This is a genomic window from Hydrosulfovibrio ferrireducens (assembly GCF_046883345.1).
Taxonomy (GTDB): Bacteria; Desulfobacterota; Desulfobulbia; order Desulfobulbales; family Desulfurivibrionaceae; genus Thiovibrio; species Thiovibrio ferrireducens.
In genome coordinates, this window is sequence record NZ_JALKCW010000006.1 from 1 (window position 1) to 24,290 (window position 24,290).

The window sequence follows — 24,290 nt, forward strand, 5'->3', positions numbered from 1 at the left end:
CGCCAAACTCGGGCCGCTGAATGCCGGTTCCGCCAATTTTTACCTGACCGCCAATCTCACGGCTGTTCCCAAGATGGGCATCAAGGTGAAGAGCGGTCTTCTGGGGGATCTCGATCTCGCGGCCAGCGGCAATGGCCTGAAACTCGATGTGCCGGCGGATTGCCCGCTGCGGCCCATAGGGTTTACCGCGAATATTACGGATCTGAGCCTCACGGATTTTCCCATCACGCCTGATCTCAAGGATTGCTATTCCAAGGAAATCATGGGGGTGATCAATGGCACCGTCGCGATTGCCTCCGATGTCGGTGAAACCGTGGCGAATGGGGCAGCCGAGACCGCCAAGAACTTGAGCGATGAGGCGCAGAAAACCTACACCGCGCTGCATGTGGATCGTGTCGCTGCTTGGGGGCCGGCGCTGGCCACCCATGCCGCCGAGGTCAGGTCGGCAAAGGATGCCGTGCAGGCCGCGGACCAGGCCGTCAATGCGGCGGGCAAGCTGATTAAGGATTTGGGTGCGGAGATCGGCAAGCTCGATGACCGAATCCGTGATATATCCAACGAGATCGGAAAGCTGCTGAAAAAGCTCTGGAGCTTCGTTTCCGGACAGGTCAAGTCACTGAAAAAAGAGAAAGCAACAAAAGAGTCCGAGCGGGACAAAAAACGCACCGAACAGGCGGCGGCGGAACAGCGCAAGAAACAGGCCGAGGCGGTGAAGGCCGAGGCGAATACAGCCCTGCGGGAAATCCCCGGGCCGAATATCACCGGACGGGTGGCGGAACTCAATCAGCAGATGCTCGGGGTGCAGGCGCAGCAAGAAGTGCAAGCGCATGTGGCCATATACGCCGCCAACCTGGCCAGCGACTTCAAGAACCCAGGCAAGCGCAAAGAGATCTTGGGCGGAGTAGATGCCAAGGCGTTCATCGATGAACGCAAGACCCAATTTACAACCGATTACCCAACCCTGGCAAAGCTTATGGAGAAGGACAGCACCGGCAAGACGCAAATGGAGCAATTCGTTGATGGCTCAAAGAATGCACTGGTTGTGAAAGCGGTGTCGCAGAAGATCGAGGATGAGACCGAACGAAAGTTGCGGGAAACCGTGCCCACACTCCCGACCATGGATTTCGATGTCCCGGTCAATATCGTGTTTGGGGAGGGGAGCAATGCCCGCTGTTTGCAGGCGCCGGCACTCCTGCAATGTACGTATACCAACGAAAAAAACAAGCTCGTGCCGTGCACCGGCGCGCAGAATCAAGTTTTCAGGTTCCGCGCGGGGGGGGATTTGGTGGCTGGGAATGCCTGCATGATGTTTGTTAAATTTCCAACTGATCGAGGCTACACCACAGGCGGAATGCAATATCTGATGAAAGACTGTGTGGATGAGAAACTGAACTGGGCCAGTTATATTTTGTCTGCCACGAAATTCTTCTTCGATCCCATAGAGGGGAATTTCACCGCCTATTTCTCGAATCCTGGGAATCCCAAAGGGTTTGCGGCATGTATAACCGCAACCAACGATGTGTTGAACTTTACGAGTGAATGCTCAACACAAAAAGAGGGGACGAAGTGGCGTTTGGTTCCGGTGGGGCAGGTGAAGGGCAGGCAAGCCCCTCCTGTGCAGGCAATAAAGGCCAGGGGAGCGAAGCCGTCACCAGTGCCTCCGACAACCAATCTTGCGCCTCTGCAACTTCGCTGAGGCATGACTCAGCCATTGGAAAGGCAGGGACTCGATTGAGTGAGAGAAATGCCCCCGGATAGGTTTTTTCCCGACCTATGCCGGGGGCTTTTTTGTTTCCAGGCCGAGAAGTTTAGACGCAACCGGAATAAAAAAAGGGTTTCCGTGATGAACGGAAACCCTTGATATTTTCTGGCTGGGGGACAGGGATTCGAACCCCGATAGGCAGAGTCAGAGTCTGCAGTCCTACCATTAGACGATCCCCCACTATGTGCCGGGCAAAGAACCGTCGAAAAATAGAGGAACAGGGCGATTATGTCAAGGAGAATTGTGGTTCTTTAGCAGGTTTGTTTATGAGCAACTGAGAAGTCGGGACCGGAAAAAAGCATAACCAAGAAGGCATAACGGTCCAGCAGCACCGCAGATGCGCGAAAGAGGTCTGCGAAGTGTGCTATTGCACATGAGCAGGCCGATGACAAAGCAGATGCGGTGCTGCTGGACCGTTATGTTCAGGAAATCACCATGCCCGCGTAGCCAACTACCTGGTTGGTGTCGCCGCTGGCCTCGCCGGAGTCGGTGTACCGGATGAGCCTGGCCTGGGTTGCCCCCAACCGGAGGGCGGCGACCAGGGCGATGGTGGTGGGCATGATCCCGCACATGGTGATGCCCTTGCCCAGCACCGTGTTGTACAACCCTTCTGGGTCCAGGGCCTCAAGCCGGTGGATGGCCAGGGAATCCTTTGCCGTGGCGGACTCTCTGGATTCGTAATGGGTCATGTCCGAGCTGGCCACGATGAGGACGGGCTTGTTGTATTTCCGGATCGCTTCGGCGAGCGTCTCGCCTACTTCCTGACAGGCCTTGAAGGAGAGATGGGAGATCACCATGGGGGTCAGGGTCATGTCCGGCCGGAAATACTGCAAAAACGGCACCTGCACCTCCAGGGAATGTTCAAACCGGTGGGCCAGGGTGTCCGGTTCGATGAGGTCTGTCTGGGCGAGGAGGGTTTGGGCCAGGACGGTGTTGATCTGTATCTCGCCCAGGGGCATGTTCCAGGAGCCCGTGTGCATCAGGGATACCGGGGCGCCGTAGCCGTGGTGGTTGGGGCCCAGGAGCACGATGTCCTTGGGGATCTCCACCGCGGCGAAGGTTTCCCCTGCCACGGAGCCGGAGTAGATATAGCCGGCATGGGGCGAGACCACGGCCAGGGCTTTTTGTTTGGTTGCTGTGGAAGGGATGAGGCGTTCGAGGGTGCTTCTGAGGGTGGCGGGATCTCCGGGGTAAAACTGATGGGCAACCGCAGGCTCTCGTTTCATGGCGGACCTCCAGGACGCAACCGGGGGAAACAGGCAGAAAAGGTGTTTCACCCATTATAGTCCAGAACGCACTACTGAATCAAAAAGATATGCGGAAAAAAACAGCCTACGGGAGTTTAACCTGCCAGGAGGTTCCGGTGGGGCCATCCTTCAGCTCGATGCCCTGGGCTAAAAGCCGGTCGCGGATTTCGTCGGCGTGACCCCAGTTTTTTGCCTCACGGGCAGCGGTTCTGTCCGCGATGGCTTTTTCGATCTCCTCGGGGGTAATCGAAAGGGTCTTGAGGATTTTTTCCTGCTCTTTGCGCATGTATTGCACCGGCTCTTCGCTGAGCAGCCCCAGGGTGTTGGCCATTTCCCTGACGGTATTGGCGCCGTTTTTGAGCAGTTGCAGGTCGGATCTGGCCGGTTTACCAGGCAGATGCTGGCGGATTTTGTTGAGCAGCTTCACCCCTTCGAAGAGATGCCCCAAGGCTTGGGCCGAGTTGAAGTCGTTGTCCATGGCCTTGAGAAACCGCTCGGCCAGGGTTTCGATCTTCTCGCGGTCCGGTTTGGAGACGGCGGAGGCTGCCTGATCGTTGCCGGTGGCGGGAAGTTGTTCGATCTCGGCCAGGCAGGTGTATAGACGGTTGAGCCCGGCCACCGCATCGAGCATGGCCGCTTCCGAGTAATCCAGCGGGTTGCGGTAGTGGGTGGAAAAGATGAAAAGCCGCAGGGATTCCGGGGAAAACCTGTCGAGCACCTCCCGGATGGTGAGGAAGTTGCCAAGCGACTTGGACATTTTTTCGTCCTTGATCGTGACAAAGCCGTGGTGCACCCAGTATTTGACGAATTCTTCCCCGGTGACGCCTTCGCTCTGGGCCATTTCGTTTTCATGGTGGGGGAAGACGAGGTCCTTGCCGCCGCCGTGGATATCAAGCGAGTCGCCGAGGTACTTGCGGCTCATGGCCGAACATTCGATGTGCCAGCCGGGACGGCCCGGGCCCCAAGGGCTTTCCCAGGTGGGTTCCCCAGGCTTGCTCCCTTTCCAGAGGGCGAAATCCATGGGGTGTTCTTTTTTCTCGTTCACCGAGATGCGGGCGCCTGCCTGCATGTCTTCCAAGTTGCGGCCGGAAAGGGAGCCGTAGCCGCCGAACCCGGTCACCCGGTAGTAGACATCGGTGTCCACCTGGTAGGCAAGTCCCTTGCGGATGAGATCTTCGATCAGTTCGATGATCTCCGTCACATGTTCGGTGGCCTTGGGCTCGATGGTGGGGGGGAGAATGTTGAGAGAAGCCATGTCTTCATGGAACATGGCGATGAAGCGGCTGGAGAGCTCTTCGCAGGTGGTGTTCTGTTCCTGGGCCCGCTTGATGATCTTGTCGTCGATGTCTGTGAAATTGCGGACAAAGGTGACATCGTAACCCCGGTAGCGGAGGTAGCGGACGATCATGTCGAACACCAGGGCCGACCTGGCATGGCCTATATGGCAGTAGTCATAGGCGGTGATGCCGCAGACATAGAGCTTGACCTTGCCCTCTTCCAGGGGAATAAAAAGGGATTTCCGGCCGGTTTTGGTGTTGTAGATCTCGATACTCATGGTCTGTTCCATCGAGTTGCCATGCAAGACAGGAAGGCCGGGGCAGTGGAGCGTTTTTCGCTTGCCACCGCTTCTTTCTGCTGTGTTCGGGCCATTTCCCGGCATTGTTTCTGTATTTATGATAAAGGAGTTAGCCCCTTTGTAAAAAGATATGTTATATACCCGTTTCCAGGAAAGAGAGCAAGCCTTGTTGCGTGCATATGCAAATATCAAAACAGGGATTTTGCCCAAACGGTTGAGCTGTTGAGGAGTTTTGGCCATGGATATACTTGCGCAACGCACACTTGAAAACAACATGACCCTGACCGTCTATGACCAGTCGAAAAGAATGGTCGGAGACCGTTGGCTGATACGGATTATCTGTGAGGCGGAACTGCCGGTTGACGAGGGGTTTTTCTCCCGGGTGGTTGAGGAGGATAGCGCCCTGCAGGCAGAGGTCCGCGAGAGGATGGCCGGGTCGCTCACGTTTTCGGTCACCAAAGAGCGGACCTTCATCGCCGAGACCGAACGGGCGCCGCTGGTGGAACGCATGGTGACGGAGATCATGAGCAACATGGTGACCTACCTGAACAGGCCGGAATTTCCCGAAAGGCTCTTTGCCCGCAAATATGCGGAGCTTCGGGAAGCCTGCGCCACGGCCCGGCATTACCGGAACCTGCCGGAGGCAGAAGGGGAGGGGGACGCGGATGAGGGACCGGCCGATTTTTCCGCCTGTTTCAAAGACTAGGAGAGGCGCGCCAAGGCAGGGCTGGTGTACATGTTTTATTCTTGACAAACTTCCCGTATCACATAATATTCGCCTTTTTAGAGTGCCATAAATTCTGGTTGTCTCAGGTTTTTTTGCTTGTAATGTCCGTGCGCTATCCATTTGCCAGGGTCAGGAAATGACCGTGGCCGCTTTTCTTATATAAAGGAGAAACAATGAAAGTTCTGATCAGTGACAACCTGTCGCCCATTGGTGTTCAGATTCTCGAGGAGGCTGGGCTTGAGGTTGATGTGAAAACAGGCCTTTCCCCGGAGGAGCTTAAAGCCACTATTCCCGAATATGACGCCCTGGTCATCCGCAGCGCCTCCAAGGTTACCGAGGAGATCATCGCGGCGGGAGAAAAGCTGAAGGTTGTAGGGCGCGCCGGTATCGGTCTTGATAATGTCAATATCCCCGCGGCGAGCAAGAAGGGGATCATCGTGATGAACGCCCCGGACGGCAACGCCACCACCGCGGCGGAACACGCCATTGCCATGATGATGTCGCTGACCAGGAACATCCCCCAGGCCACCGCCTCCATGAAAGACGGCAAGTGGGAGAAGAAAAAATTCGGTGGCCGGGAAGTAACCGGCAAAACCGTGGGTATTGTCGGCATCGGCCGGATCGGCAGCATCTTTGCCGAGCGGGCCCAGGGCTTGAAGATGAAGGTTATTGCCTTTGATCCCCATATGCCCAAGGAATTGGTCGAGAAGATCGGCGTGGAGCTGGTGAGCCTGGACGAGCTGTGCAAGCGGGCCGATTTCATCTCCGTGCATGTGCCGCTCACCAAGGAGACCAAGCATCTGCTCTCCACCGAGCAATTTAAGATGATGAAGAAAGAGTGCGTCTTCCTCGATTGCGCCCGCGGCGGCGTGGTTGATGAGGAGGCCTTGTACGAGGCTCTTAAAAACGGAGAGATCCGCGGCGCTGGCCTGGATGTCTTCGAGGTGGAGCCCACCACCAAGGAAAACTGCAAGCTGCTGAGCCTGGATAATTTCATCTGCACCCCGCATCTGGGCGCTTCCACGGCGGAGGCCCAGGAGAATGTCGCCGTGGCCATTGCCGAACAGGTTGCGGCCTATCTGCTCCGCGGCACCATCACCAACGCGGTCAACGTGCCTTCCGTGAGCGCCGAGGTTCTTTCCCAAGTCGGCCCGTACATCACCCTGGCCGAGATGCTGGGTTCCTTCCACATGCAGATCGCCAAGGGCGGGGTTGAGGAAGTCACCATCGAATACTGCGGCGATCTCTCCGAAATGATCACCAGCCCGATCACCGTCGCCTTCCTGAAGGGGTTGTTTACCCCGATCCTCAAAGACGCGGTCAATTATGTCAACGCTCCCATCATCGCCCAGGAACGGGGCATCCGGGTGGTTGAGGCCAAGACCACCAAGAGCGACGACTTCCTCAATCTGGTGAACATCCGGGTGAAAACCACCGAGGGCGAAAATGTCCTGGCCGGAACGGTGTTCGGCAAAAACGAGCCGCGCCTGGTGCGCCTCAACGGCTTCCGCATGGAAGCCCTGCCCGCCGGGCCCATGCTCTTTGTGCAGAACAACGATGTGCCCGGGGTGATCGGCCTGCTCGGCACCACCCTCGGCAGTGCAGGGGTGAACATCGCCAGGATGACCGTCGGCAAGCAGCGGGAAGGGAACATGAACCTCAATGTTATCCTGCTCAACACCGATGAGGTGGTTCCTGACGCCCTGCTGGACAAGGTCCGTTCCCTGCCGAACATCAACGAGGCCATGGTTCTTGAGTTGCCGGAGTTGGTAGGGGCCTAGCGGATTGGTTTTTTCCTTTTGCCCTTTGGGATAGCCCATGACTGAAAACGAGAAAAACGAGAAAGAGTGCTGTCCGGAGGGGTATGTCCGGCAGGGCGGAAAATGTGTGCTGCCGGAGGTTACCTTTACCACCCTGATCATGTCGTTGAATACCTCGGCTCTTTTTCATCTGGGCGATCTCCAGGACCCGGAAACCGGCAAGACCGGGAGGGATCTCGTTTTGGCCAAGCATACCATCGACACCCTGCAGTTGCTCAAGGACAAGACCAAGGGGAACCTGACCGGCAAGGAGGAGGAGCTTCTTGGCCATGTGCTCGCCGATTTGAAACTGCGGTATGTGAAAGCCAACAGTTGATTCTTTTCCCGCCGCCAATATTCGAGATCGCCTGGGTTTCAATCCGCTGAAATCAGGCGATCTTTTTTTGTGGCGACCGGAAAGGGTGTACGGAGCCTGTGCTGAAGATGAAAAATGATGGCGCAATGGAGCTTGTCTGCGAGGCTCCGGCAAAAATAAATCTCTACCTTGCCATCAAGGGCAAACGGGCGGACGGGTTTCACGACCTGGAAACCCGGATGCTCAAAATCACCCTGGCAGATCGTCTGTGTCTTGCCGCACGGGATTCCGGCATCACCGTGGAGTGTCCGGGAAGCGAGCTGCCCGCCGGGGAAGGCAATCTTGTCCATCGGGCCGCGAAACGGTTTTTCGCCGCCCATGGCAGAGGCGGGGGCGTGCATATCGTCCTGGAGAAAAAAGTCCCCATTGCCGCGGGGCTGGGAGGAGGGAGCAGTGATGCCGCCGCTGTACTGCGCGGCCTGAATACACTCCACGGTTTCCCTTTTTCCTTGCGCCAGCTTGCGGACCTGGCGCGGCCGCTGGGAGCCGACGTGCCGTTTTTTGTGCATGATTGCACCGCGGCCTGGGCCACCGGGATCGGCGACGAGATCCAGGCCGAGGATATTCCCTTTCTCGGATGGATCGTTCTGGTAAACCCTGGATTTGCCGTGTCCACCAAGTGGGTGTATGAGAATTTTACGTTGACAACGGGTGGCAATCCATATATCTTAGGCCGCGACTTCGTGCATGGTAATGATGCATGTGCCGGGCCGGGGAATCTTCCTTTATATAACGACTTAGAGGCCGTGACCATCGGGAAATATCCGGAGCTCGGCCGCATCAAAGATGAGCTTCTGGCTGCTGGCGCCCACGGGGCATTGATGTCCGGCAGCGGCCCCACAGTGTTTGGTCTTTTTGCAGACGAGGCGCAAGCGCGGAAGAGCGTTGCTCGTTTTGCCCAGCGTTACGGCCGGAATGTCTTTCTGGCAAGACCACTGAGCACACAGGAAAAGCTTTAAGGCGTTGGGGCGTCGTCAAGCGGTAAGACACAAGACTTTGACTCTTGCACTCGCAGGTTCGAATCCTGCCGCCCCAGCCATTTTCTTATTCTCTGGCGCGCATATCTGGGTGAGGCGGGTCGAAGCGGCGGAAACACGATAACCCGAACTGCAGGCAACAGCATGAAAGATATGAAGGTCTTTGCCGGTAACGCCAACCCAGCCCTGGCTGGGGATATATGCAACTATCTCGGGGTGCCCCTGTCCAAGGCGGAAGTCCGCCGGTTCAGCGATGGGGAAATCTTTGTCGAGATCGGCGAAAACGTCCGCGGCCGCGATGTGTTTATCATCCAGCCGACCTGCCCGCCCGTGAACGACCATCTCATGGAGCTGGTGATCATGGTTGACGCCATGCGGCGCGCCTCTGCCCGCCGGATTACCGCGGTGCTTCCCTATTATGGCTATGCCAGACAGGATCGCAAGGTTGCCCCCAGGGTGCCCATCACCGCCAAGGTGGTGGCCGAGATGATGATGGTGGTCGGGGTGCGGCGGGTTCTGACCATGGACCTCCACGCCGGGCAGATTCAGGGATTTTTTAACATCCCGGTGGACAACCTGTTTGCCGCCCCGGTACTGCTTGATTACATCTCGCAGAAGTTGAGCAACGACGTGGTCATGGTTTCTCCGGATGCCGGCGGGGTTGAGCGGACCCGCGCATTCGCCAAGCGGTTGAATGCCAGCCTGGCCATTGTCGACAAGCGGCGGGAGCGGGCCAACGAATGCAAGGCGATGAACGTCATCGGCGACGTTTCCGGCAAGACCGCGATTTTGCTGGACGACATGGTCGATACCGCCGGAACCCTGTGCGCCGGGGCCGATGCCCTCATCGATGCGGGCGCTACGGATGTGTATGCCTGTTGTTCCCATGGCGTGCTTTCCGGGCCGGCCATTGAGCGGCTGGAAAAGTCGAAGATCAAAACCCTGATCATCACCGACAGCATTCCCCTGAGCGAAGCCGCCCGGAATTGCAAGAAGATCAAGGTGCTTTCCGTCTGCAAGCTGTTGGGTGAGGCGGTGAAGCGGATTCACAGTGAGGATTCTGTCAGTTCATTATTTGTCTAGTGAGTAAGACAGAGATATCTATACAACCGGAGGCCACTGCTATTGTGGCCGTTGCTGGTTTTTTGTTATGAGAATCGGTACATGAGGAGGTCAGTTCAATGTTACAAATCGATATGACGGCGCGGGTCCGGAAAACTGTTGGCAAAGGTGCGGCAAGGACAATGCGCAGGGCAGGGAACACTCCTGCTGTTATTTATGGTCCGCTGGGCGCTCCTGTTGCCCTGGAATGCAACACCAAGGATCTCACCCAGGGGTTGCTCTCGATCCACAGAAAGAATGCCTTCATCAATCTGGAGATTGATGAAGACGGCAAGAAATCGGTGCGCCACGTTATTACCCGGGAGATTCAGACGGATCCGGTGCAGGACAATGTTCTGCATGCCGATTTCTATGAAGTTTCCCTTGATAAGCCCATGGTATTCAAGGTGCCGCTCAAGTATGTCGGCAAAGCCAAGGGCGTTGACCTGGGCGGCGATATGACCATCGTCAAGAACAAGATCACTGTCTCCGGCAAGCTGCTTGATATCCCCGATGTTATCGAGGTTGATGTAGCTCCCCTGGATCGGGGCGTGGCTCTGACCTGCAAGGAGCTCGGTCTTTCCGCGGGCGTAACCCTGGTGACCGACCCGGATGCTGTTTGCGTTTCCATCTCCGGCGTTGCAGAGTAGACGCCGGAAATACGTTTCTTCAATACAGCGTTGTCAAAGCCGAAGAGAGGAGCTTCCTTTTTTCGGCTTTTTTTTATCGGGCTGGGCCGCAGGCGCGTTCCGATGGCGTAAGAGGAAAGAGGGCACTATCGTGTACGTCGTGGTTGGCTTGGGAAATCCCGGCAAGGAATATGCTGCTACCCGGCATAATATCGGTTTTATTTTCCTCGATTATCTGGCGGAAAAATACCGGTTTGCTTTCAAGGGAACAAAATGGCAGGCGGAAGCGGCAAAGGATCTTTCCTGGGGCTATCCGGTTCTTTTTGTCAAGCCGCAGACCTATATGAACAGAAGCGGCGTTGCGGTACGGGCGATTGCCGACTTTTATCAGGTTGAACCCAGCCGGATCATCGTGATCCACGACGATCTTGATCTGCCCCTGGGGCGGACCAAGATCATGCTCAACCGAGGGGCAGGCGGCCATAACGGCATCCGCTCCCTGATCGAGCATCTTGGCGGCAATGATTTCGTGCGGGTGCGGGTTGGCATCGGGCGTCCGGACAATGCGGAGCGGGTGAGTGATTTTGTGCTTTCCCGCTTTGGGCAGGATGAAGCGGAGATGGTGCGCGAAGAACTTGCGCGCATTGAGACCGGGGTGCGTCTTATCATGGAACAAGGGGCCGCCGCTGCCATGAACCGTGTCAATTCGGAGTAGTCGTAGTATAACGCCTTGTAATATCATGTTTTTTCAAGTTTGGATTGATAATCCCGAGATCTGTGGTATAGTGCCTCCTAATCTTCATTTCTTCGCCGGTGTTGGAGTGCTTCCTTGTAGAAAAAGGAACAGGGTGTTCCGTAATCGGCGAAAGGGAGGCACGTGTGTTTAACGTTGGTGATATGGCAGTATATCCGGCCCATGGCGTTGGCAAGATAGAGTCCATCGAGCAGCGGCAGGTCGGGGACAAGCAGCAATCCTTTTATGTGATGAAGATTCTCGATTCAAGCATGGTGATCATGATCCCCACCGCAGGGTGCAAGAATGTGGGGCTGAGAAATATCATCAGCTCCAAGGATGTGAGCAAGATCTACGACATCCTGAATGAAAAGGACGTGGCCATTGTTTCCCAGCCCTGGAACCAGCGGTATCGCGAGTACATGGAAAAAATCAAGACCGGGTCTGTTTACGAAATTGCCTCGGTGCTGCGCGATCTTTTTCTTCTGCGGGTGGACAAGGATCTTTCCTTTGGCGAACGCAAGATGATGGACACCGCCAAAAGCCTTCTGGTGAAAGAAATCGCCCTTGCCAACGAAGCCAGGGAAACCGAGACCCAGGTGGAAAAGAACATCGAGCAGATTTTTTCCTGATCCAGGCCTGTCTGGCCCATGGTTTTTTCGTAAATTGCTTTTGACCTTCCCGCCTGTGCTATCCTTCGGTAGCACGGGTGTTTTTTTGTATGCTGAAACGTTTCCCCCTATTTTCTTATGAAGCCACTTTTTTCTCCCCGGGATCCTATGATTGAGAAGAGCCTCTTTACCATCGAAAGGGGGGGGCAGCGTCTTGATCAGTATCTGGCAAGCCGATTCGAGCGGGAAGGATTGACCCGTTCGCGGATTCAGCAGCTTATCCGGAGCGGAATGGTATTGGTGAACGGGATTCCCCTGAAAGCCAAACATATTCTCCAGGCTGGGGACGCGCTTACGGTGACGATCCCGCCGCAACTCCCGTCCCACCTGATTCCCGAGCAGGTCGATTTCGTTACTCTCCACGAGGACGAGGATCTCATCGTCTTGATTAAGCCCCCCGGAGTCGTGGTGCATCCTGCCGCCGGACACAGCACGGCAACCCTGGTGCATGGCCTTCTCCATCATTGCGGGGGGTTATCCGGGATAAATGGGGAACTGCGTCCCGGGATCGTCCACCGGCTTGACAAGGACACCTCCGGAGTCATGGTGGTGGCCAAAACGGATTATGCCCACCAGTCCCTGGCCGCGCAGTTCAAGGAGCGCGAGGTGACAAAGATCTATCAGGCCTTGGTCGACGGCAGGCTCATCGGCGAATCCGGCAGGGTTGCGCTGCCCATTGGCCGTCATCCGGTGCATCGGAAAAAAATGGCGATTCGGGAAGATGGCCGGGAGGCCGTGACCAACTGGCGTGTGCTGGAGCGCTTTGCCCAGGGGTTGGCCCTTTTGGAGCTTGGCCTGGAAACCGGGCGCACCCATCAAATTCGGGTGCACATGGCCGCCCTGTCCCATCCGGTGGCCGGTGATCCGGTCTATGGCCGGAAAAACCCCTGTTATCAGGAGCTGGGGATAACCCGCCAATGTTTGCACGCTCATACCCTGGCCTTCTCCCATCCCAGAACCGGAGAGGATTTACGGTTTACCGCGCCGCTCTGGCCGGATATGCTGCAGGCCTTGGAGTTGTTGCGACAGGCGGGCGGCGTATAGGGGCCGTTAGGGAAACGAGTTCTCTTCTTGGTCATCGCCGTTTCGTTTGTTAGTATTTGAGTTATTTGTGAGGGTGCGACAGTGGTGCAGCAGGCGCGCAAAGCGGTGGTTGCCGTTACCGGGGGCATGGGCTCAGGCAAGAGTTCCGTGGCAGCCTATCTGTGTGAGATCGGCGGGGCCATGGGGCTTAGTGCCGATGCCCTCTGCCGTCAGCTCCTTGAACCAGGGGCTGCCGGTTGGTTGGCCATGCGCACGGCTTTCGGCGAGAGATTTTTTTTGGCGGATCAACGCATCGATCGACCCTTGTTGCGCACGGTTCTTTTTGAGGACCGCGAATTTCGCCAGAGGCTCGATGCCCTGCTTCATCCCCTGGTGCGAGACGAGATAGCCGGTTGTCTCGAGAGGGAGAGCGGCCACACTTCCGGAAAACAGACTCGCTTCGTGGTCGAAGTGCCCCTGTTGTATGAAGCGGGCTGGGAACATGATTTTTCTCAGGTTGTGGTGGCATATGCGGATGAGAAAACCTGTCTGCGCCGTCTTATGCTGCGGGACCGGATAAGCGAGGCTGCGGCCGTAAAGGCCATGGAGACGCAGATGCCCCTGGCGGACAAGACTCTCCTTGCGGATTACGTCATTGATAACAGTGGTCCCTGGCCTGATACCTGTTTGCAGGTTGAACATCTGCGAAACCTCCTGTGGTAGGGCGTTGACCGTGGCCTTACGGGCGGCGTTCCGCGGAGTATCCTGGCAAGTGTTGCGAGGAAACAGCAGGATGCGAGAAAAAAAGTGTTTAAGCAAATGATTTAAGGTTGTAAGATACTGTGACATGAGACCGCTTGCATATGTGCGGTAACGAATGACGGACAACAGAGCGGATATAAGGCGGCACTGATTTGAAAAGTTCGGGTTTTCAGGATTCGGCTGAAGATACAGAAAGGGGAGAGGCATGTGCTTTTTCGGAAAATGATTCCGTGCCCCACCAGCGGGCGGCAATGTCCTATCTTGCCGGGAGCCGTTTTTCGCAGACCTTTCTTGATTGTGCCAATGATTTGATCCAGAGCATCGACCGGAACGGGCGATTCCTTTATGTCAACCGGGCCTGGCGGGAAACCTTGGGCTATGATGAGGCCGAGATTGCCACCCTTTCTGTTTTCGATATCCTTGACCCGGAGTGCCGCGAGAATTGTGCCACCCTGTTTCGCGATATAGCCGCGGGCAAGATTTCGCACACCTACGAGGTGGTCTTTGTCGCCAAGAGCGGACGCCGCATCCCGGTGGAAGGAAAGATCAGCACCGATTTCAAGGATGGCGAACTGGTGGCGACCAGGGGAATATTTCGCGACATCAGCAAGCGGAAAGCAGCGGAAGACCTGTTGCGGGATCAGAAACTGCTCACGGAGAAACTGATCCGCTACTCCGCAGTGCCCATTTTTGTTTTGGACCCGCAGCACCGGGTCACCGACTGGAACCGGGCCTGCGAGATGCTCACCGGCATTCCCGCGGAACGGATGGTGGGAACTTCAAACCACTGGCAGGCATTTTATGGGGAAAAACGGCCGTGCCTGGCCGATTTGGTTATTGATTCCGCCGACCGGCACAATCTCGACGCCCTGTATGCCTCGGCCAAAAAATCCGAATTGCTGGAAGAAGGCATCCAAGCAGAGGAATGGCTGGACGCGGTGGGGGGAGAGCGCCGCTATCTCTCCTGCGATGCGGTGCCTATCTATAACCACAACAAGGAGCTTGTCGCGGTTATTGAAACCCTGCATGATCTTACCGAGCGCAAAAAGATGGAAGAGGCGCTCACCCGCCTTGCCACCACCGATACCCTGACCGGCATTTGCAATCGCGGTAAAATCGAGGAATCGTTGCGTCAGGAAATGGCCAGGTCCGCTCGATATGGCAGCCCCCTGACCATTCTCCTCTTTGATCTTGATTTCTTCAAGAAGGTCAACGACACCTTTGGCCACTCCATCGGTGACCAGGTTTTAAAAGAGGTGGCTGCCACCGTGGGTAAGCAGATCCGGGAAACGGATACCCTGGGGCGGTGGGGCGGCGAGGAGTTCATGGTGCTTTGCCCGGGGATCGTGGCCCAGGATGCGGTGGCCATAGCGGAAAAACTGCGGCAACGGGTGGAGGAGCTGCCGATTGGCGTCACCATCAGTTGCGGAATTGCCGGATGCCTGCCGGGGGAGAGCATGGACGGGCTGATCAACCGGGCGGACAAGGCGCTGTATGCGGCCAAGCACTCAGGCCGTAATCTGGTGCGGCTGGCCGCCTGAGATAAGGTCTTCCAAATTTTTCGGTAACTCAAGGAAGAGTAACCGCGGGCAGTGCTGCAGATGCGCGGAAGAGGCCTGCGAAGTGTGCTATTGCACACGAGCAGGCCGATGACAAAGCAGATGCGGTGCTGCCCGCGGTTACTTTTCAGCGGATCTCGTCGCTGTCCACATAGGCATAGGCGCTGTGCTTGTGGATGGATTCAAAGCTTTCCACACTCACGGAAAACCAGGTGATGGCCGGATGGGCCATGGCCTGTTCCGCCACTTTGCGCACCGCGTCTTCGACAAACATCGGGTTGTTGTAGGCCTTTTCCGTCACGTATTTCTCATCCGGCCGTTTCAGCAGGGAATACACCTCGCAGGAACCGCCCGCCTCGGCCATGGCGATGAGCTCTTCCATCCAGATAAATCCCGAATATTTGACAGTGAGATTCACCTCGCCCCGCTGGTTGTGGGCGCCGCAATCGCTGATCTCGCGTGAGCAGGGGCACAGGGTGGTCACCGGCACCCAGACCGAGAGGATGAAATCCTCATCCTTGCCGATGCCGCCGGTGAACCGGCAGGTGTATTCCATGAGCCCTGGGGTGCCGGTGGCCGGTGCCTTTTTTTCCAGAAAATAGGGAAAGGTCATCTCCACATGGGCTGATTCCGCCCGCAACTCTTCTTTCACCTCGGCCAGTAGATTCCGGAAAATCCGGTTGCTCATCTCGTCTTGATAGGTGTTCAGGACCTTGATGAAGGTGGAGACGCAGGATTCCCGGTACTGGCTCGGCAGGCTGACCTGCAGGCTGATGCTGGCCACGGTCTCCTGCATGCCTCCGGATTTTTCGCGCACCCGCACCGGATACCTGATATCTTTTATGCCGACGGTATTGAGTTTCATGGTGCCCAGATATATACACCATTTGCTTGCGTGCGGAAAGCGGTAAGCCATTGTCTAAAAATAACATGGCCGTTTTGGGCAGCCAGATGGCATAAGGAGCACGCCAGGCCGCGGATGGGGCTTGGCCCGAGGGCCTGAGCTGTGGTAGGTTGAAGGCAATGGGGGAGGGGGAATTAACGATGACAGAGACGCAGGTCCGGCTGGACAAATGGCTGTGGGCCGCCCGTTTTTTCAAGACCCGCGCCCAGGCCTCCCAGGCAGTGGCCGGGGGCAAGGTGCAGGTGGGCGGTTTGCGGGTGAAGCCCTCCCGGCTGGTGGCTGTGGGCGATAGGGTGCGGATTCAGAAGGAGCAGGAGGAATTCGCCATCGTGGTCCGGGCTCTCAGCTCCCAGCGGCGGGGTGCGCCGGAAGCGCAACTCCTCTATGAGGAAACGGCGGAAAGCATCGCTGCCCGCGCCGAGGCAAGGGAAACCCGGCGGCTCTTGCGGGTTGTTGGCGCTGCGCCGCCAGGGCGGCCAGGCAAGCGGGACCGGCGTTTGATCAGGAGGTTTACCAAAAAAGAGCAATAAGGCTCGGGGGCGGCAAGGACGGCTTTTTTTCGCCTGCCCATCTGTTTGCTTTGCGTCTTCGCCTCTTTGCGTTACAGTGTCGGTGCAAGGTTTGCGGGGTCGTCGCAACTCGAAACTTGCTTCAAACAGGTGCTTCGACAGGCTCAGCACGAACGGAATATCAATGCGTTAAGGCAATGCCCGTTCGTGCTGAGCCTGTCGAAGGGCAGTAATTTTGATATGGCATTCAGGAGAAAACCATGAAAAAGATAGAAAGGGCATTGATCAGTCTCACCGACAAATCCGGGATCGAGGGGTTTGCCCGCGAGCTTGAACAACTGGGGATCGAGATCCTCTCCACCGGCGGCACCGCCAAGAAGATGCGGGACAACAACATCAAGGTCAAGGATGTTTCCGAGTTCACCGGCTTTCCGGAGATGCTCGATGGCCGGGTCAAGACCCTGCATCCCAAGGTGCACGGCGGCATTCTCGCCCAGAAAACCAATCCGGACCATGTGCGGCAGATGCAGGAGCATGGCTTGCAACCCATCGACCTGGTGGCGGTCAATCTCTACGCCTTTGAGAAAACCGTGGCCAACCCGGCCTGCACCCTGGGCGAGGCCATCGAAAACATCGACATCGGCGGCCCCACCATGCTGCGTTCAAGCGCCAAAAACTTTCAGGATGTCACGGTGATCGTCGATCCGGCTGATTACCCGCAGGTGCTTGCCGAGATCAAGGCCACCGGCAACACCACCCTCAAGACCCGCTTCCGCCTGGCGGTAAAGGTCTTTGCCCTGACCAGCGCCTACGATACTGCCATCGTCAACTGGCTGAAGAGCGTTGATGTCGATGCCAACCCCTATTTCAAGGGAAGTATCTAATGTTTTCTACCCCTTGAATCGACAAGAAACCTAGTCCCCTCCCCCCTCGCGGGGGAGGGTTAGGGTGGGGGGGAACTCGTTACGGAGACGCCCACATTGTTACTTCACCCGCCCCCTAACCCCCTCCCGTCAAGGGAGGGGGGATGCGAAAAGAAAACACTACATTTCAAGTAGGTGGCGCAAATGAAGATGGCGGTATTGCTCTCCGGCTCCGGCCGGACCCTGGACAACTTTCATGACCGGATTGCCACGGGCGCCATGCAGGGAAGCATCGAGGTGGTGGTCTCCAACGTGCCCGATGCCCTGGGTCTGACCAAGGCCAAAAACTACGACTATCCGGCCTTCCATGCCAAGGACAATGAGGCCACCAATGCCATCCTGCAAAAGTACGGGGTTGAGCTGGTGCTGCTGGCCGGCTATCTCAAGCTCTACCAGCCCCCGCCCCATCTGCAACGGGCAGTGCTCAACATCCATCCCTCGCTGATTCCTTCCTTCTGCGGGGCCGGGATGTACGGCATGCGGGTGCATCGGGCCGTCAAGGCGCGCGGGGTCAAGGTGACCGGCTGCACGGTGCATTTTGCCAACGAGGTGTATGACGAGGGGCCGATTGTGGTCCAGCGATGTGTGCAGCTTGACGAGAGCGACACTCCTGACGATATCGCCCATAAGGTTTTTGATGCCGAATGCGAGGCATATCCCGAGGCGATCAACACGGTGGTGGCGCGGGGCATCGATTCGTTCTGGCCGTAACCCGGCGGGTGTTGTTTTTTAATCCTGGAGGAAAAATGATGGAAAAACGGATCATGTCGGCTGAGGACATAGACCGGTCATTGCACCGGATCGCCTTGCAGATCGTGGAAAACAACCACGGGGTTGCCAACCTGGCCATCATCGGCATCCATACCGGCGGGGTTTTTCTCGCCGATCGGATCCAGAAGCTGATCCAGGACCGGGAAAAGATCGAGCTGCCCACCGGCACCCTGGACATCACGCTCTACCGCGACGACTGGAGCCTGGCCAGCCAGAATCCCATTGTCAAGAAAACCAGCATCGCCTTTCCCATGGAGGAGATGGTCGTCGTTCTGGTGGACGATGTTATCTTTACCGGCCGCACCATCCGGGCCGCCATGGACGCCCTGATGGATATCGGCCGGCCGCAGTGCATCCAACTGGCTGTTCTCGTTGACCGGGGCGGGCGGGAGCTGCCGATCCAGCCCGATTATGTGGGGATGGATATCCCGGTCAAGGCCGATGAGCATATCCATGTGCGCCTTGCCGAAAAGAGCGGGAGTGATGAAATTGTGCTTGTTGGCCGGGATTAGTCTTTTGCCTGTGCCGGCTCAGGTGATACAATGCTTTCGGTAGCCTAGGGAAATCATGCAGTACGCTCTTGCCGGTCAGGGAAATCATGAGCCAGGAACCCCAGTCAAGCATGGATTTGCAGCAGATCAGGCTGCGGATTAGGGAAAAGCAGCGAAATTACGCGAGCTATAACCTTAGCCCTGCCCAGAACGACCTGTTGCGGGCGTTCTTCGACCTTGCCCAGGAATTCGACTCCAACGAGGATTTTTACCGGGTCTGCGTGGCAGCCCTTTCCGAGTTTCTCGGCTTGCACAGCCGCCTCTATCTGTTTGACAAGGATAAGGAAAAGCTGGTTCTTGTTTGCGAAAGCAAAAAAGGGCTGCGGGCAAAACCGGTTGCTGCCCCACCCCATGTCCGTTTGAGCTTCAAGAACTACGAGGGCGAGCATTCGCTGTTGGTGCCGATTCACAGCAAGCCCTCCACTGAAACGCAGGACGAAGGGCAGCAACCCATCAACATGCAGGTCATGGGGGTTCTTGAGGTCTATCCCCTGGAGAAGATCTCCAAGGCCGATCGGTTTTTTTTGCGCAAATACGCGAACCGCATCGGCTACAATCTGCATAATCGTCTGATTTCACACGAAAACATCAGGCATCTGCGGTTTATCAACAATCTGGTGATGGACATTGAGCACAACGTCATCACCCCCAACATGTATTTCAAGCATCTCTTCAACCAGCTCAAAGCCCGTATCGGGGATATCGACGAACTGGAAAAAATGATAGCCGGGTTCAAGGCCGCCCAGGGGGTGCCCAGCGGAAGCTGTGAGCTGGTGATCAGCAAGGTGAGCAGCCTGCACCGGAGCTTGCTTGAGAATCACCGGGAGTTGCTGGAGCACCATGCCAATTACAGCCTTTTCCTGGAGAGCCTGTTTAGGCGCGATCACTTTGCCCAGGGCCGTTTCGTGCTGCGCCCCAGGAAATGCTCCATTGACCGGGAGATTGTCGCTCCGCAACTCGATCATTTTCTGAGCAGATTCGGGGCCCGGGGGATTGCGGTGGAAAAGCCTCGGGATATGCAGGAGGAAGAACTTTTTCTGCGGGTGGATGTCGGGCTGCTGTCGCAGGTCTATGCCAATCTTTTTTCCAACGCGGTAAAGTACACCGGGGAAATAATAAGCCGCGACGGGAGGGCGAGAAAAGCCATCGCCTATGGCCGGGAGCTGCTTGCCGATTATTTCGGCCCAGGCAAGGGTGCGGTCAAATTCAATGTTTTCACCACCGGCGAGCATCTTTCCGAGACCGAGGCGAAAACGGTTTTTGCCGATGGCGTCCGGGGCGAACGGAGCAAGGCCGTGCCCGGCACCGGGCATGGCTTGGCTTTTGTCAAGCAGGTGGTGGAGATCCATGGCGGCGTCGCCGGCTACGAAGCCACGGAAGAGGGAAACAACTTTTATTTCATCCTGCCCCTGCCAGACCCGAACAACGTTCTTGTTGACCAGAGCTGAGGGGGAATTGCCCCGGCATGTTCCCCCTCAAGGATGATATTCCCTCCCAGCATTTTCCCGTGGTCAATCTCTGGCTCATCGTCGTCAATGTCCTCTGCTTCGTCTATCAACTGAGCCTTGGCCCCGAACTGGAAGGCTTTATCATTGCCCATGGTTTTGTTCCGGCTCGTTTCGTCGCGGAACTGACGGGAAACGGTATCTCCCTTGCCAGCTACGGTCCGGTTTTCAGCGCCATGTTTCTCCACGGCGACGTGCTCCATGTTTTTTCCAACCTGTGGATGCTGTGGATATTCGGCGACAATGTGGAAGACCGGATGGGGCATGGCCGCTATCTGGTGTTTTATCTTCTCTGCGGGGTTGGCGCCGCCTTTGCCCAGTTCTGGGCCAATCCCCAGGCCCAGGTTCCGATGATCGGGGCGAGCGGCGCCATTTCCGGGGTGCTCGGCGCCTATTTTCTCCTCTATCCCCAGGCCCGGATTCTCACCTTTATTCCGATCTTTATTCTTTTTTATCTGGTGGAGATTCCGGCCTACTTTTTTATCGGCTTCTGGTTTCTCATGCAGTTTCTGCAAGGCGCTGTTCAGCAGGTGGCGGTGGGCAGGCTGGCCGAGGGCGGGGTTGCCTGGTGGGCCCATGTCGGCGGCTTTGTGGCCGGGGTGTTGCTGCTGTATTTTTTCAAGCGGGGCAACGGGAAAAAGGCAGGGCAGGTGCGGGGGTAATTTGAAAGCGCAGCTTGTAGGAGCGGCTTCAGCCGCGAAACCGCAAGATATCGCGGCTGAAGCCGCTTCTGCGTTTCGTAAGAGTATTGTCGCTTTGAAATGGAATCAGCATACTCCGGAAGGCGGATATTTTTCCGCTCATTCCCCGCCCTTTTTGTTCTCCACATAATGGGCCGCGGCCAGGGCCGCTGTGCAGCCATCCGCAGCGGCAGTGACGATCTGCTTGGCGTATTTTTCCTTGAGATCCCCAACAACAAAGATGCCCGGGGTATTGGTTTCGCATTTGTCGTCAGCGATCACATAGCCGTTGGCATTCATCTTGGTTCCCGCCGGAACCAGGGAATTGTTCGGCTCAAAGCCGATAAAGACGAAAACCCCGTCGGTGGCAAGGGGGGCGGTTGTTCCATCCACGGTATTCTTGGTGATCACCCCGTTCACCCCCTGACCATCCGCCTGGATCTCAGCCAGCACCGTGTTCCAGAGTACGGTGATCCGTTTTTCAGCCAATACCCTTTTTTGCAGGATCATCCCGGCCCGGAAAGCGTCCCTGCGATGGGCTATGTACACCTGTTTGGCGAGCTTGGCCAGATAGAGGGATTCCTCCAGGGCGCTGTCGCCGCCGCCCACCACCACCACGGTCTTGTCGCGGAAAAAGAAGCCGTCGCACACGGCGCAGTAGGAAACCCCCCGGCCATAATTCTGGTCTTCCCCTGGAATGCCCAGCTTTTTCGGGCTGCCGCCGGTGGCAAGAATAACCGCGTGGGTGGCAAGGGTTTCGCCGTTGTCCAGGGTGACGGTGTGGCGATCCCGGCCGGGTTCAATACCAACAACCTCGCGATTCATCACCTCAAGGTCATAGGCGGCCGCATGCTGGGAAAATTTCACGGCCAGTTCCGCGCCGCTGATCTTTTCGGTGCCAGGCCAGTTCTCCACCTCGTCGGTGTTGTTGAGTTGGCCTCCGGGGATGCCCTTTTCGATGAGCAGTGTTTTCAGGGCGGCCCGCTGGGCATAGATGCCTGCGGTATAGCCGCCAGGGCCGCCGCCGATGATGATAAGGTCATGGATGGTGGATTCCGGCATGGTAAGTCCTCCTAATGCTGGGTGCAGGATGGCTCTTGGTTTGTCTGTTGATGGACTCTTGAGTAGCCCTGGATTTGCTTTAAACAGGTGCTTCGACAGGCTCAGCACGAACGGAATATCCATTTATCAAGATATAACTCCGTTCGCCCTGAGCCTGTCGAAGGGTGGTTGTTACGAGTATTCCGTCCTTTATTTGCTGGTAAAGGTGAAGGAGCCGTCCCAATCGTCCGGCGGCGGATTGATCGCGAAATGGGCGAGTCGATCGAGATAGAGGTCGTAAATTTTTAAGCGTGTTGTCGTGTTGAGGGCGAGGATGATTTCCGTCGCCTCTTGAAATTCACGGTTTGCGTAATGGCGCAGGGCCTCGGTAAAGGCCTCGGTTTCTTTTTTTAGCTCCGGCTCCGGTTCGCCCTCGCAGAGGGGCTCGTATATCCGCACCGGCATTTCCTTGCCCTTGACCCGGACCAGATCGAGGAGGCGGCAGTAAAATCCTTCTCCCAGCGCTGCTTTGGTGTATTCCGAGATGATGATGTTGGTGCCGTAAGCTTTATTCGCGCCTTCCAGCCGGGAAGCAAGGTTGACGTTGTCGCCCATGACCGTGTAGTCAAAGCGTTGGTCGCTGCCAAAGTTGCCCACGCTCATGATTCCGGTATTGATGCCGATGCGGATGTCCACCTCGGGTAAATCCCGTTTCTGCCAATCCGCCCGGAGTGTTTTGAGTTTTGCCATCATTGTAAACGCCGCCCGGACACAGTTTGCCGCATGGTCATCATCCTCAAGGGGTGCGCCCCAGATGGCCATGACTGCGTCGCCGATGAACTTGTCCACCGTTCCCTTGCTTTCTAAAACGATCCGGCTCATGGCCGTGAGATACTCGTTCATGAATCGGCCCAGCTCTTCGGAGGTCATTTTTTCGGAGATGGTGGTGAAGCCCTTGATGTCGCTGAAGAGCACGGTCAGGTTTTTTTGCTCCCCTTGCAGAGAGAGCCTTTCCGGGTGCTCCATGAGCTGGTGCACGATCTGGGGGGAAACGTAATGGCCGAAGGCCGAGCTGATGAAGCGTTTTTGCCTCCCTTCGAAAAAATAGTTGAACAGGGTGACCACCAGGAAGATGGTAAGGATGGTCAGCAGCGGATAGGAGAGGCCGACAAGCTGGCTGTGGCTGAAAAAGAAAAAATAGTTGCCGGCCAGGGTGGCCAGGATGAGCAACAGGCCGCCCAGGCCGCCGGCCAAAGGAGTGGCATAGGCGAGCAACGCGCTTAATCCAAAGCCGCCGATCAGCAGCAGGGCGTAAGTGATGCCGATTTCGGTGAAGATGTCGTGGGTGAAGGGATCGTGGCTCAGGATATTGTCGATGATATTGGCGTGGACTTCGACCCCCGGATAGATGTTGGAAAAGGGCGTGGCCCTGAGATCGAGAAGACCGGCGGCGGAGGTGCCGATGAGGACATATTTGCCCTGTACCCGATCCAGGTTTTTGCCTGCCAGGATGTCCACGGCGGAAAGGTAGGGATAGGTCTGACCCGGTCCCCGGAAATTTATGGTGATCTGGCCTTTTTCGTCGGTGGGGATAAAGGTTGTGCCCAATTCAACGCCGAGGACGTCCCTGGGGTAGGTTTGCCCCTGCCGGGAGACCTGGATGGTCGTCTCCTGCGCCCCGATGCCGATGCGCAGCATTTCCATGGCCAGGGATGGGTAGGGGATGTTGTCCATCATCATGAAGAGAGGAACCTTGCGCACCGTGCCCGCGGCATCGGGGAACACATTGAAAAAGCCTTCGCTTCGCCCTTGGGCCACGGCCACTACGTTGGTGATGGCCCGGTAGGCCCGGAACAGGGAAATATCCTCGTAGCGCAGGTTGTCTGGAGCAAGGCGGGTGGTGCCGGAGGGAAAGGGAATGTCCGTTTGGTTTTTCAGGCCGTCATCCTGGGTCTGGAAGACATAGCCCAGCACCGAGGGCGTTGCCCCCAGAGCCTTGCCCAGGGCGAGATCGTGATCCAGGCTCTCCTTTGCTTTCAGTTCCGCCATGGTTTCCGGCGGGAGTTGCATCGGTAGAAGCTGCTGCAACTCGTCGACAAAGTTTTTCGGCGAGGTGCGGTCCGCCTCGGCAAAAACGATATCCAGGCCGATAACCCGTGCCCCGGCTGCGCCGAGATTGTGAATCATCCTGGCCACGGTGTTGCGCGGCCAGGGCCATTGACCAACGGTCCGCAGGCTTTTCTCGTCGATATCGACAATGACGATGGGCTGGTTGGGCTTGACCGTACCCCGCCAGCGGAACATGGTGTCGGTCAGCCGGTTGTCCAGAGTTTCCAAAATCTCCGGTTTCCGCTGGCCAAAGGAAGCGAAAAGCAGGACGGCTGCCAGGGTAACCAGGCAGCCGACCTTGAAGGGGGAGAGGGTAAAGAATGGCTTGAGCCGGTGGCGGATCATCATCTCGTGG

22 protein-coding genes, 2 tRNA genes and 1 pseudogene are annotated in these 24,290 nt (G+C 56.8%); 19 read left to right on the forward strand and 6 right to left on the reverse strand.

Going from position 1 to position 24,290, the window contains the following annotated elements:
- Positions 1 to 73 precede the first annotated feature (73 nt).
- On the forward strand, positions 74 to 1,696 hold the full coding sequence (locus MWR57_RS01465) for a hypothetical protein (RefSeq protein ID WP_423123010.1): 1,623 nt from the start codon (positions 74 to 76) through the stop codon (positions 1,694 to 1,696).
- Positions 1,697 to 1,868: 172 nt separating this feature from the next.
- Here MWR57_RS01465 and MWR57_RS01470 read toward each other — a convergent pair.
- The 3 genes from MWR57_RS01470 to cysS all read right to left on the reverse strand — a co-directional run bounded on the left by MWR57_RS01470 (position 1,869) and on the right by cysS (position 4,564).
- Positions 1,869 to 1,942, reverse strand: a tRNA-Gln gene (locus MWR57_RS01470).
- Between the two features lie 242 nt (positions 1,943 to 2,184).
- Positions 2,185 to 2,988 (reverse strand): AmmeMemoRadiSam system protein B, encoded by an 804-nt coding sequence (gene amrB, locus MWR57_RS01475; protein ID WP_423123011.1) that lies wholly within the window; start codon positions 2,986 to 2,988, stop codon positions 2,185 to 2,187.
- A gap of 106 nt (positions 2,989 to 3,094) precedes the next feature.
- Complete coding sequence (gene cysS / locus MWR57_RS01480; protein ID WP_479723931.1) at positions 3,095 to 4,564, reverse strand: cysteine--tRNA ligase; 1,470 nt, start codon at positions 4,562 to 4,564, stop codon at positions 3,095 to 3,097.
- A gap of 259 nt (positions 4,565 to 4,823) precedes the next feature.
- Between cysS and MWR57_RS01485 the strand changes: the two genes are divergently transcribed.
- From MWR57_RS01485 to MWR57_RS01540, 12 genes are all read left to right on the forward strand, one after another.
- Positions 4,824 to 5,291 carry a hypothetical protein gene (locus MWR57_RS01485; RefSeq protein ID WP_423123012.1) on the forward strand — a complete coding sequence of 156 codons (468 nt, stop codon included), beginning with the start codon at positions 4,824 to 4,826 and terminating at the stop codon, positions 5,289 to 5,291.
- 194 nt (positions 5,292 to 5,485) lie between these two features.
- Complete coding sequence (gene serA, locus MWR57_RS01490; RefSeq protein WP_423123013.1) at positions 5,486 to 7,093, forward strand: phosphoglycerate dehydrogenase; 1,608 nt, start codon at positions 5,486 to 5,488, stop codon at positions 7,091 to 7,093.
- Between the two features lie 37 nt (positions 7,094 to 7,130).
- On the forward strand, positions 7,131 to 7,448 hold the full coding sequence (locus MWR57_RS01495; protein ID WP_423123014.1) for a DUF1844 domain-containing protein: 318 nt from the start codon (positions 7,131 to 7,133) through the stop codon (positions 7,446 to 7,448).
- Positions 7,449 to 7,555: 107 nt separating this feature from the next.
- Positions 7,556 to 8,446, forward strand: a complete 891-nt coding sequence (gene ispE / locus MWR57_RS01500; protein ID WP_423123015.1) for a 4-(cytidine 5'-diphospho)-2-C-methyl-D-erythritol kinase — start codon at positions 7,556 to 7,558, stop codon at positions 8,444 to 8,446.
- A 5-nt stretch (positions 8,447 to 8,451) separates the two neighbouring features.
- Positions 8,452 to 8,526 (forward strand) — tRNA-Gln (locus tag MWR57_RS01505).
- A gap of 82 nt (positions 8,527 to 8,608) precedes the next feature.
- Complete coding sequence (locus MWR57_RS01510; protein ID WP_423123016.1) at positions 8,609 to 9,547, forward strand: ribose-phosphate pyrophosphokinase; 939 nt, start codon at positions 8,609 to 8,611, stop codon at positions 9,545 to 9,547.
- Between the two features lie 98 nt (positions 9,548 to 9,645).
- Positions 9,646 to 10,215, forward strand: a complete 570-nt coding sequence (locus MWR57_RS01515; RefSeq protein WP_423123017.1) for a 50S ribosomal protein L25 — start codon at positions 9,646 to 9,648, stop codon at positions 10,213 to 10,215.
- Positions 10,216 to 10,345: 130 nt separating this feature from the next.
- The gene (pth, locus tag MWR57_RS01520; protein ID WP_423123018.1) at positions 10,346 to 10,909 is read left to right on the forward strand and encodes an aminoacyl-tRNA hydrolase; all 564 of its coding nucleotides are present in this window, start codon (positions 10,346 to 10,348) and stop codon (positions 10,907 to 10,909) included.
- Between the two features lie 164 nt (positions 10,910 to 11,073).
- Positions 11,074 to 11,559 carry a CarD family transcriptional regulator gene (locus MWR57_RS01525; RefSeq protein ID WP_423123019.1) on the forward strand — a complete coding sequence of 162 codons (486 nt, stop codon included), beginning with the start codon at positions 11,074 to 11,076 and terminating at the stop codon, positions 11,557 to 11,559.
- A gap of 147 nt (positions 11,560 to 11,706) precedes the next feature.
- Complete coding sequence (locus MWR57_RS01530; RefSeq protein WP_423123020.1) at positions 11,707 to 12,642, forward strand: RluA family pseudouridine synthase; 936 nt, start codon at positions 11,707 to 11,709, stop codon at positions 12,640 to 12,642.
- Between the two features lie 81 nt (positions 12,643 to 12,723).
- Entirely contained in the window at positions 12,724 to 13,344 is a 621-nt protein-coding gene (gene coaE / locus MWR57_RS01535) for a dephospho-CoA kinase (protein ID WP_423123021.1), read from the forward strand.
- A 269-nt stretch (positions 13,345 to 13,613) separates the two neighbouring features.
- Complete coding sequence (locus MWR57_RS01540; protein ID WP_423123022.1) at positions 13,614 to 14,924, forward strand: sensor domain-containing diguanylate cyclase; 1,311 nt, start codon at positions 13,614 to 13,616, stop codon at positions 14,922 to 14,924.
- Between the two features lie 145 nt (positions 14,925 to 15,069).
- Here MWR57_RS01540 and folE2 read toward each other — a convergent pair whose 3' ends face one another.
- Positions 15,070 to 15,807: a GTP cyclohydrolase FolE2 gene (gene folE2 / locus MWR57_RS01545; RefSeq protein ID WP_423123023.1), complete on the reverse strand. Its 738-nt coding sequence runs from the start codon at positions 15,805 to 15,807 to the stop codon at positions 15,070 to 15,072.
- A 179-nt stretch (positions 15,808 to 15,986) separates the two neighbouring features.
- Between folE2 and MWR57_RS01550 the strand changes: the two genes are divergently transcribed.
- From MWR57_RS01550 to MWR57_RS01575, 6 genes and pseudogenes are all read left to right on the forward strand, one after another.
- A complete protein-coding gene (locus MWR57_RS01550) occupies positions 15,987 to 16,376 on the forward strand; it encodes an RNA-binding S4 domain-containing protein (RefSeq protein ID WP_423123024.1) in 390 nt (129 codons plus the stop codon).
- 239 nt (positions 16,377 to 16,615) lie between these two features.
- Positions 16,616 to 17,191, forward strand: a pseudogene (locus MWR57_RS01555) (IMP cyclohydrolase); the annotation flags it as partial.
- Positions 17,192 to 17,422: 231 nt separating this feature from the next.
- A complete protein-coding gene (gene purN, locus MWR57_RS01560; RefSeq protein WP_423123026.1) occupies positions 17,423 to 17,989 on the forward strand; it encodes a phosphoribosylglycinamide formyltransferase in 567 nt (188 codons plus the stop codon).
- 35 nt (positions 17,990 to 18,024) lie between these two features.
- The gene (gene pyrR / locus MWR57_RS01565) at positions 18,025 to 18,561 is read left to right on the forward strand and encodes a bifunctional pyr operon transcriptional regulator/uracil phosphoribosyltransferase PyrR (protein WP_423123027.1); all 537 of its coding nucleotides are present in this window, start codon (positions 18,025 to 18,027) and stop codon (positions 18,559 to 18,561) included.
- Positions 18,562 to 18,647: 86 nt separating this feature from the next.
- The gene (locus MWR57_RS01570; RefSeq protein WP_423123028.1) at positions 18,648 to 20,048 is read left to right on the forward strand and encodes a sensor histidine kinase; all 1,401 of its coding nucleotides are present in this window, start codon (positions 18,648 to 18,650) and stop codon (positions 20,046 to 20,048) included.
- 17 nt (positions 20,049 to 20,065) lie between these two features.
- Positions 20,066 to 20,767, forward strand: a complete 702-nt coding sequence (locus tag MWR57_RS01575) for a rhomboid family intramembrane serine protease (protein WP_423123029.1) — start codon at positions 20,066 to 20,068, stop codon at positions 20,765 to 20,767.
- A 138-nt stretch (positions 20,768 to 20,905) separates the two neighbouring features.
- Here the strand turns inward: MWR57_RS01575 and trxB are convergent, their stop codons facing one another.
- Positions 20,906 to 21,847: a thioredoxin-disulfide reductase gene (gene trxB, locus MWR57_RS01580; protein WP_423123030.1), complete on the reverse strand. Its 942-nt coding sequence runs from the start codon at positions 21,845 to 21,847 to the stop codon at positions 20,906 to 20,908.
- Positions 21,848 to 22,036: 189 nt separating this feature from the next.
- Positions 22,037 to 24,283 carry a CHASE2 domain-containing protein gene (locus MWR57_RS01585; RefSeq protein WP_423123031.1) on the reverse strand — a complete coding sequence of 749 codons (2,247 nt, stop codon included), beginning with the start codon at positions 24,281 to 24,283 and terminating at the stop codon, positions 22,037 to 22,039.
- Positions 24,284 to 24,290 lie beyond the last annotated feature (7 nt).